Origin of the sequence: Myroides indicus (genome assembly GCF_004364575.1) — a bacterium.
Lineage (GTDB): Bacteria > Bacteroidota > Bacteroidia > Flavobacteriales > Flavobacteriaceae > Flavobacterium > Flavobacterium indicum_A.
Genome location: NZ_SOAG01000048.1, coordinates 1 through 9,694 on the forward strand (window position 1 = coordinate 1; position 9,694 = coordinate 9,694).

At 33.3% G+C, this 9,694-nt stretch carries 7 protein-coding genes and 1 pseudogene; 6 read left to right on the top strand and 2 right to left on the bottom strand.

Annotation, left to right across the window (positions count from 1 at the left end):
* The first annotated feature begins 172 nt into the window (after window positions 1-172).
* On the top strand, window positions 173-1,120 hold the full coding sequence (locus tag C8P70_RS13215; RefSeq protein ID WP_133713780.1) for an MBL fold metallo-hydrolase: 948 nt from the start codon (window positions 173-175) through the stop codon (window positions 1,118-1,120).
* A 27-nt stretch (window positions 1,121-1,147) separates the two neighbouring features.
* On the opposite strand, the gene brnQ is transcribed toward C8P70_RS13215, so the two are convergent.
* Complete coding sequence (gene brnQ, locus C8P70_RS13220) at window positions 1,148-2,470, bottom strand: branched-chain amino acid transport system II carrier protein (protein ID WP_133713781.1); 1,323 nt, start codon at window positions 2,468-2,470, stop codon at window positions 1,148-1,150.
* A 175-nt stretch (window positions 2,471-2,645) separates the two neighbouring features.
* On the opposite strand from brnQ, the gene C8P70_RS13225 reads away from it, so the two are divergent.
* The 5 genes from C8P70_RS13225 to mgtE all read left to right on the top strand — a co-directional run bounded on the left by C8P70_RS13225 (window position 2,646) and on the right by mgtE (window position 9,447).
* Window positions 2,646-3,167: a GNAT family N-acetyltransferase gene (locus C8P70_RS13225; protein ID WP_133713782.1), complete on the top strand. Its 522-nt coding sequence runs from the start codon at window positions 2,646-2,648 to the stop codon at window positions 3,165-3,167.
* Window positions 3,168-3,407: 240 nt separating this feature from the next.
* The gene (gene rpmH / locus C8P70_RS13230; protein WP_133713783.1) at window positions 3,408-3,569 is read left to right on the top strand and encodes a 50S ribosomal protein L34; all 162 of its coding nucleotides are present in this window, start codon (window positions 3,408-3,410) and stop codon (window positions 3,567-3,569) included.
* A gap of 132 nt (window positions 3,570-3,701) precedes the next feature.
* Entirely contained in the window at window positions 3,702-6,554 is a 2,853-nt protein-coding gene (gene carB / locus C8P70_RS13235) for a carbamoyl-phosphate synthase large subunit (RefSeq protein WP_133713784.1), read from the top strand.
* Between the two features lie 141 nt (window positions 6,555-6,695).
* Window positions 6,696-8,015, top strand: coding sequence for a DNA recombination protein RmuC (gene rmuC, locus C8P70_RS13240; protein ID WP_133713785.1), 1,320 nt, complete (start codon window positions 6,696-6,698; stop codon window positions 8,013-8,015).
* A gap of 118 nt (window positions 8,016-8,133) precedes the next feature.
* Complete coding sequence (gene mgtE / locus C8P70_RS13245; RefSeq protein ID WP_133713786.1) at window positions 8,134-9,447, top strand: magnesium transporter; 1,314 nt, start codon at window positions 8,134-8,136, stop codon at window positions 9,445-9,447.
* A gap of 105 nt (window positions 9,448-9,552) precedes the next feature.
* On the opposite strand, the pseudogene C8P70_RS14080 reads toward mgtE, so the two are convergent.
* Window positions 9,553-9,694, bottom strand: a pseudogene (locus C8P70_RS14080) (IS982 family transposase); the annotation flags it as partial.

Genomic DNA, 9,694 nt, shown 5'->3' on the forward strand with positions numbered 1-9,694 from the left:
ATTAATTCCTGCTAATATTCACAAAAGGTGGAAATTATATGACGAATAACCGGATATTGCTCGGGTTTGTGACGCAATAGAGTCCAAACGAAAAGGTAAAAAACACCAGAAAATATTTTTCTATATCTTAAACAGTACAGATAAATAATCTGTAAATTCGCAGAAAACTACTATGAGAAAAATACTTTTACTTATTACAAGCCTTATCTTTCAACAGTTTAGCGCACAAAATCTAGAAGTTATTCCTCTTGGAGTATATGGAGGAATAGACGAAAGCAACCTATCTTCTTATTTAGTGGGAGTTAAAAAAAACAACAGTTATTTAGCTTTAGATGCCGGAACTTTAACTTCTGGAATAAAAAGAGCTATCGCACTAGATTCTTTTGATACGATTACTGATCCTCAACTCATCTTAAAAAACTATATAAAGGGATATTTTATATCGCACGGACATTTAGATCACGTATCAGGACTTATTATAAACTCTCCCGAAGACTCTTCCAAACCTATTTATGGATTGACCTCTACTATTGACATATTAAAAGAAAAATATTTTGTCAATGGATCCTGGAGCAATTTTGCAAATGAGGGAGAAGAACCTATTTTAAGAAAGTATCAGTACAGAAAAATAACTCCTTTACAATCTTTTCCTGTAGAAAACACAGCATTAAATGCAGAAATATTTGAACTCAGCCATGTAAACCCACAAAAAAGCTCAGCCATTTTAATAAAGCACAAAGATGAATATATTCTTTATTTTGGAGATACCGGCGCGGACAGAATAGAGAAAACAAATAATCTGGATATTATTTGGAAACGTATTGCTCCACTGATTATCAACAAAAATTTACAAGCTATTCTCATTGAAGTATCTTTCCCAAACCAGCAACCCGAAGAAAAACTTTTTGGACATTTAACTCCAAATCTATTAAATGAAGAATTTATCAAGCTCGCCGATTATGTTGGAAAAGAAAATTTAGAAGAATTAAATGTTATTATCACTCATTTAAAACCAAGCGGCAATCAAATAGAAATTATTAAACAGGAGTTACTGACTAACAACATCTTTAATTTAAATTACATTTTCCCTAATCAAGGTAAAAAAATATCATTCGAATAACATAAAATAAAGCAATCCTTATTATAGTTATTCAATCATTATTAGCTTTTTCTTACCGAATAAATAAACTACTACAAAAGTTAAAAAAGAAGGGATAAGCCAAGGCAATTCATAATCATTTAACGGTAATGCTTCTATGATTTTATTAATCTTGCCAGCGCAAATTGGTTTGTCTACTTTTTCTGCAATAAAAATACTTAATTGCAATATAGCCACGAGTGATGTAGCCAAAATAGCTGCTACAAATGGCGCTTTTTTTTGAACACGTTTACCGAATATCACTATATATATAATCAATGTCAATGTAATCGGATAAATAAAACTTAAAAAGGGCACTGCATAGTCTATAATATCATCTACTCCATTTACTGCCAAAACCCCAGATAAAATACAGGTAATAATGACAATAATCCGATAACTCAGCCTACCGTTTGTTAATTGGTTAAAAAACGTCCCAGTAGCACATACCAATGCTATTGCTGTTGTCAAACAAGCTAATGCTATACATAAAGACAGGGCAACTGTTCCTCTTTGCCCTAAAATACTATTAGAAATATACAGCAATAATTCCGTTCTTTTTAAATCGCCTGACATAGAGTACCCTGAGGTAGCCCCCAAATAAACTAATCCACCGTACACAAGCAACAAACAAACAATAGCAATAACCCCTGATAAAAACGTAACTTTTGTTTTATCTTTCAAACTAACGTATCCTTTTGCTTTTACAGCGGAAATAATAACACCTGCATAAATGACGGAAGCCAGAACATCCATGGTTTGATACCCTTCTGTAAACCCTATTTTAAAGGCACTTTCATTAGTTACAGAATTTAAAGCTGATGTATCCAATGGAAAAAACACTCCTATTACAATCATTATTATTAATATGATCAATAATAATGGTGTTAAAAATCGTCCTATGATATCAACTACTCTTGATGGTGAAATTGACAAAGTTAATGTAATTCCAAAAAAAATAATGGAAGATATTATCGGATTAAAATCAGACCAAAGAGGCAGTATTCCCACTTCATAAGTCGTAGCTGCAGTACGAGGAATGGCTACAAAAGGTCCTATACTTAAAACTATAGTTGTTGCTAAAACCCAACCTAATAAACTATTTATCCTTTTCCCTAAATCTGTAAATTCATCTCCTGAATACAAGACAGCCAATATTCCTAAAAAAGGTCCTAAAATAGCCGTTATCGCAAAACCAGAAACTGCCAAACTCCAATCTCCTCCGGTAAAAACGCCGATTATTGGGGGCAAAATAATATTTCCTGCTCCAAAAAACATAGCAAACAAGGCAAATCCTATAATCAGAGCATCTTTTTTCTTATTGTTTTCCATTTCAAATAATATTACCAGACTATTTATCTCATTTTTTGGCTTAACTTTCAGAAAGTTTCGGACAAGCTTAGTTTCTCCAAAAAATCAGTTTGCCAAGATAGAAATAATTCAAGAATTAACTTTACCCCCGGCAATTCTTTTCCTATTTTTGCCAAACTTGATCTCCGAAAGTATTATGAGCTCTATTTTTTCGACAGTACGACTATCCATTTACCCTATAAACACCATTAGTGATGAAAAAGATTTATTGCTTTATCACAATGACAATCTCGCGATGCAATGGATTCCGAATGCTCATAAAGTTTGGAACGAAAATGATTTAATTAAAAAATTTTCAATCAATTCGACACTTTATTCAAAAAAACTCGGACTCTATAAAGTCGTTCTCAATCAAACTAATCAAACAATAGGAGAAATTGGGTTATTTCCTTATCCAGATAATGAAAATTATGTAGAAATAGGCTATATTATACACAGTCTGTTTTGGAAATCAGGATTAGGTACTGAGTTGGTAGCTGGCGTAATTAGATATATTACCATAAATTTTCAATATACTAGCATAATTGCTCAACTATATTCTCAAAATATAGCTTCAAAAAAATTATGCGAGAAGCTAGGTTTTGATTTATTATCAAAAGAAAAAATCGCCAACAATCAACAAAAGTTAATTTATCTGAAGGATATTTCAAAACTATAGGATATCTAAAAACCTTTATATCTCAGCCTATCAAACTTTCTTTATCAGTCAACCTTTCAAAAAAGATAGAGTTAAATTATGATATACTCTGATAAAATAAGTAATAACACAAAATCTTTAAAATATTTACAAAAAGGTTTTGCAAGAAAAAAAAGACTTTATATATTTGCAGTCGGTTTTGAAGCGAGCTTTTTCAAAGCCAAAATTGATGAGTAAATTTAAGATTTAAAGATAAAAGCAATGAGCAAGAGAACGTTTCAACCATCTAATAGAAAAAGAAGAAACAAACATGGTTTTATGGAAAGAATGTCAACTCCGAACGGTAGAAAAGTATTAGCTGCCAGAAGAGCAAAAGGAAGACATAAATTAACTGTTTCTTGTGAAACAAAACATAAAAAATAATGTTTGAATTAAAACATAAATAAAGGTGTTACTATTTTTCGTAACGCCTTTTTTTATACTTTTTCTCAAGCATATCTCTCACAAAACTTTTATTTTAGCATAACTCGAAAAAATTAAACAACACACAATACGATGCCCAAAGATACTTCTATTAAAACTGTACTGATTATTGGCTCCGGACCTATAATCATCGGACAAGCTTGCGAATTTGACTATTCCGGATCACAATCAGCAAGATCGTTAAGAGAAGAAGGAATTAAAGTTATACTGATTAACTCTAATCCTGCTACAATCATGACCGATCCTTCCATGGCGGATCATATTTATCTTAAACCATTAACCACAAAATCTATCATTGAAATTTTAACTGCTCATCCAGAAATTGACGCCGTATTGCCTACTATGGGAGGACAGACAGCATTAAATCTTTGTTTGGAGTGTGACGAAAAGGGAATCTGGTCAGATTTTAATGTGCGTTTAATTGGTGTTGATATTAATGCTATTAATATTACTGAAGACAGGGAGCAATTTAAACAGTTACTTGAAAAAATTAATGTTCCAGTTGCTCCGGCTAAAACAGCCACTTCTTATTTAGAAGGTAAAGAAATTGCTCAAGAATTTGGTTTCCCATTAGTTATTCGACCTTCTTTTACTTTAGGAGGAACAGGTGCTGCTTTTGTTCATAACCCCGAAGATTTTGAAGATTTACTAACCAGAGGTTTAGAGGCTTCTCCTATTCACGAAGTACTCATTGATAAGGCTTTATTAGGGTGGAAAGAATACGAATTAGAGTTGCTTCGCGATAAAAATGACAATGTTGTTATTATCTGTACTATTGAAAATATGGATCCGATGGGGATTCATACCGGAGACAGTATTACGGTAGCACCAGCAATGACACTTTCTGACAGGACTTTTCAAAGAATGCGCGATTTATCGATTAAAATGATGCGCAGCATAGGTAATTTTGCAGGAGGCTGTAACGTTCAATTTGCAGTATCTCCAGATGAAAAAGAAGATATCGTAGCAATAGAAATCAATCCTCGCGTATCTCGTTCTTCTGCTCTTGCCTCAAAAGCAACCGGATACCCAATCGCAAAAGTAGCATCAAAATTAGCTTTGGGTTATACGCTGGATGAATTACAAAATCAAATTACAAAATCAACTTCTGCCTTATTTGAGCCTACCTTGGATTATGTAATCGTTAAAATTCCTCGCTGGAACTTTGATAAATTTGAAGGAGCAGACCGTACCCTCGGTTTACAAATGAAATCTGTAGGAGAAGTAATGGGGATTGGACGTTCATTTCAAGAAGCATTACACAAAGCCACTCAATCTTTGGAGATAAAAAGAAACGGCTTAGGTGCAGACGGAAAAGGATATACCAACTACGATCAGATTATTGAAAAATTAAAAAATCCAAGTTGGGACAGAGTTTTTGTAATCTATGACGCTATACAACATGGTATTCCATTAAGTAGAATTCACGAAATAACTAACATAGATATGTGGTTCCTAAAGCAATACGAAGAACTATATATGTTAGAAAAAGAAATTGCTCTTTATACAGTTGAAACGCTTCCGAAAGATTTATTGCTTGAAGCAAAACAAAAAGGATTTGCCGACAGACAAATTGCACACATGTTAAATACACTGGAAAGTAAAGTTCACAAATTGCGTGAAGACATGAATATTCAGCGTGTATTTAAACTAGTAGATACATGTGCAGCTGAGTTTTCAGCAAAAACACCATACTACTACTCTACTTTTGAAGCTGAGATAGAAAGACCAGACGGAAGTCGTTACGTGTCTAATGAAAGTATCGTTTCCGACAAAAAGAAAGTAATTGTTTTGGGCTCAGGTCCAAACCGAATAGGTCAGGGAATTGAATTCGACTATTCTTGCGTACACGGCGTATTAGCAGCGGAAGAGTGCGGTTATGAAACTATTATGATTAACTGTAATCCGGAAACAGTATCTACCGATTTTGATACTGCCAACAAATTGTATTTTGAACCTGTATTTTGGGAGCATATCTACGATATTATCAGACACGAAAAGCCGGAAGGCGTAATTGTCCAATTGGGAGGGCAAACTGCCCTTAAACTGGCTGAAAAACTAAATCGCCATGGTATTAAAATATTTGGAACAAGTTATGATGCACTTGATTTAGCAGAAGATCGCGGAAGATTTTCTAATCTGTTACAAGAGCTAAATATACCTTTTCCAAAATTTGGAGTAGCAAAAACAGCTGAACAAGCCCTGCAATTGGCAGATAAATTAGATTTTCCTTTGTTGGTTCGCCCGTCTTATGTATTGGGTGGACAGGGGATGAAAATTGTTATAAACAAAAAAGAGTTAGAAGAACACGTAATTGATTTGTTAAATTCTATCCCGGGGAATTCTTTACTTCTTGACCATTATTTAGACGGTGCAATCGAAGCCGAAGCTGATGCTATTTGTGACGGAGAAAACGTACACATAATTGGTATTATGGAACACATTGAACCTTGCGGAGTTCACTCCGGAGACAGTCATGCCATGTTACCGCCTTTTAATTTGGGAGAGTTTGTTTTAGAGCAAATAAAAGATCACACTAAAAAAATTGCTGTAGCTTTACAGACTGTTGGTTTAATCAATATACAATTTGCAATTAAAGATGATACTGTTTACATTATAGAAGCCAATCCGAGAGCTTCCAGAACCGTTCCTTTTATTGCTAAAGCCTACGGAGAACCTTATGTAAATTACGCTACTAAAGTAATGCTTGGCAAAAATAAAGTAACTGACTTTACATTTAATCCGCAATTAAACGGTTACGCCATCAAAACGCCGGTATTCTCTTTCAACAAGTTTAAAAACGTAAACAAAGCTTTAGGTCCGGAAATGAAATCTACAGGCGAAAGCATTTTATTTATTGAAAACCTGAGAGATGACCACTTTTATGAGATTTACTCCCGCAGAAAAATGTATTTAAGTAAATAAATAATTATGTAATTTTAAAAACCGTTTTATTTTTATAGTAAGACGGTTTTTTAAATTACACTTCTCATGTTAATTATATGATTTATAATTTATCCCTACTTTTGAAAAAAGAATATGGTTTCTATTTTCTAAGTTTAAATTATGTTACAAGAAATTCTAATCCTTCTCTTACTACTTTTAACGATTATAGCTTTTTTCGTTGGCAGATTTACAAAAAGTAAAACCGCTGGTGAAAAGCAGATTGGATTACAAGCAGAAATTAACTTTTTGAATCAACAAATCACAAGTATTCAAAACGAAAAAAATCGTTTAGATGAACAATTAGAAATCTTGCGCCAGGACAATCAGGAACTCATTGCTCGCATTTCCATTCGAGATACTGAATACAGCAATTTAAAAGAAAAATTGGAACAACAGCACAAAGAGACGATTACTTTACAAGAAGAATTCTCTATCCGGTTTGAGAACTTAGCGAATAAGATTTTTGAAGAAAAAAGCGAAAAATTTACTAATCAAAACAAAAACAATCTCGAAACTCTTTTAACACCTCTTAGTGATAAAATTCATCATTTTGAACAAAAAATAGAACAAACTCATAAAGAAAGTATTGATTATCACGCTGTGCTGCGCCAACAAATTATAGGATTGCAACAAACTAATCAAAAAATGAGTGAAGAAACCCTCAATCTGACAAAAGCCTTAAAAGGCGATAATAAAATGCAGGGTAACTGGGGCGAAATGATTTTGGAAAACATTCTCGAAAAATCGGGATTACAAAAGGGCAGAGAATATCAAACACAACAAAGTTTTTCTACAGAAAATAATTCTCGATTGCAACCTGATGTAATTATCAACTTACCTGATAACAGACATTTAATTATAGACTCAAAAGTTTCGCTAACTGCCTATGAACAATTCATAAACTCTTCGGAAGAAAAAGAAAAACAGTGTTTTTTACAGGAGCATTTGCTATCCGTAAAAAGACATGTTGAACGCCTTTCTGAAAAAAATTATTTTGAGTTATACCCGAGTTCAAGCCCTGATTTTGTACTTTTATTCATTCCGATTGAAACTGCCTTTTCAATTGCAGTTAATACAGACACTTCTCTTTATACAAAGGCATTTGAGAAAAACATTGTCATTGTTACCCCTTCTACACTGCTTGCCACGCTACGTACTATTGAGACCATGTGGAAACAGCGAAAACAGCAAGAAAACTCCTATGAAATAGCCAGACAAGCCGGCTTATTATATGACAAATTCGAAGGCTTTATTTCTGATTTAAACAAACTGGGTAAAAAATTAGATGATGCTAAATCTGAATACGACAATGCATTTAACAAACTCAGTTCAGGAAGAGGAAACATGATAAATACAGTACAAAAATTAAAAGATATGGGTGCCAAAACCAAAAAAGATTTGGATCGCCAATTAATAGACAAAGCAAGAGAAGAGTTATAATTTTAAATTCAAGATAATATTAGAAATACATTAGAGATTTTAAGATCCGATTTATAACGATTACTTTTGCATTTAAATACCGGTATCAGAATTATCAACACTTAATAATCTTCCCATTATGATTTTTAAAGACATGCACCCGGCAGACATTGCAGAAGCAATTTCAGCGATGAAAAAAAACGAGAGAAACCTTGAATTTTTAAAGCTCTCCTCAGAACTAAAAGTCGAAGTATTTTCTTTTTTGGATATTAATATTCAAGAAGAAATTGTTCGAAGCATGACTCAAGAAGATTATGCAGAAGTGTTAAACAATCTGGAGCCGGATGACCGTACTGAATTACTTGAAAATTTTCCGGATGAATTAATCAAATATTCCATCAATCTTTTAAACGACACCGAAAAGCAAATTGCCTTAAATCTTATCGGATATCAAGAAGATAGTATCGCCCGATTAATGACTCCGCTATATATACAAACCAAAGCCAATAAAACAGTAAAACAGGTTTTACAGCACATTAAAAAATATGGCAAAAAAGCAGAGACACTAAACTATATTTACGTAGTTGACAATAACAATATTTTAATTGATGACTTAAAAATAGGTCAACTGCTTTTAGTGGATGAAGACACCTTAATATCTGAACTTATCGATCATAGTTTTATTTCAATTACTACAACAACTCCGACAGAAGAAGCATTTGATATTTTTGAAAAATACGATCGGTCTGCACTGCCAATTATTACAGAAAAAGGAGTTTTGGTAGGCATTGTTACTTTTGACGACATTTTGGATAAAATTAAAGACCGTGATACAGAAGATATTCAAAAATTCGGGGGGATGGAAGAATTGGATTTATCCTACACCCAAACTCCGCTAATTGAATTAATCCGAAAACGCGCTGGTTGGCTGATTATCCTTTTTTTAGGAGAAATGCTGACTGCTTCTGCAATGGCACATTATGATGAAGAAATAGAAAAAGCAGTAGTTTTAGCTCTATTCGTTCCTTTGATTATTTCCAGCGGGGGAAATTCAGGCTCACAGGCAGCTTCTTTAATTATTCGGTCAATGGCTATCGGTGAGCTAAAGTTAAGCGACTGGTGGTATGTAATGCGCAAAGAAATAGCTTCGGGAGTTATGTTAGGTAGTATTTTGGGGTTAATTGGCTTTATACGCATTTTTATCTGGCAGGAAGCCGGCATCTATGATTATGGAGAGTTTTGGTATTTGGTAGGATTAAGCGTTTCTGTTTCTCTTTTGTTTATTGTGCTTTGGGGAACTTTATCCGGTTCTCTAATTCCGTTTATACTTCGGAAATTCGGAATGGACCCAGCTACAGCGTCCGCCCCGTTTGTCGCTACTTTAGTAGATGTATCCGGATTGATTATTTATTTTTCAATTGCCGCCATGTTTTTAACCGGAAAGTTATTGTAAAATATTCTCTTTACAATAAATAAGATAGAAATAGACCGTTAATTATGTAACATATTAATTATCCATAATTTTTTAAAAAATATTTAATTTATAACCTGAGTTCGATTATAACAAGGCTAATTGATTAGTTATTACTTTCTCATATCTAATTACAGGTTTCTTAGGCAAGAAATGATATGCAATAATTCCAGCGATAAGGTTAGTAAAGAAATTAATAGGCGATCTATGTCTAGAGTGTTCTACCTGA

What these genes read in the sequence shown, in the direction of transcription:
- C8P70_RS13215 (WP_133713780.1), top strand. Translation starts at nt 173, where the DNA reads ATGAGAAAAATACTTTTACTTATTACAAGCCTTATCTTTCAACAGTTT.
- rmuC (WP_133713785.1), top strand. Translation starts at nt 6,696, where the DNA reads ATGTTACAAGAAATTCTAATCCTTCTCTTACTACTTTTAACGATTATA.
- C8P70_RS13225 (WP_133713782.1), top strand. Translation starts at nt 2,646, where the DNA reads ATGAGCTCTATTTTTTCGACAGTACGACTATCCATTTACCCTATAAAC.
- carB (WP_133713784.1), top strand. Translation starts at nt 3,702, where the DNA reads ATGCCCAAAGATACTTCTATTAAAACTGTACTGATTATTGGCTCCGGA.
- mgtE (WP_133713786.1), top strand. Translation starts at nt 8,134, where the DNA reads ATGATTTTTAAAGACATGCACCCGGCAGACATTGCAGAAGCAATTTCA.
- rpmH (WP_133713783.1), top strand. Translation starts at nt 3,408, where the DNA reads ATGAGCAAGAGAACGTTTCAACCATCTAATAGAAAAAGAAGAAACAAA.
- brnQ (WP_133713781.1), bottom strand. Translation starts at nt 2,470, where the DNA reads ATGGAAAACAATAAGAAAAAAGATGCTCTGATTATAGGATTTGCCTTG.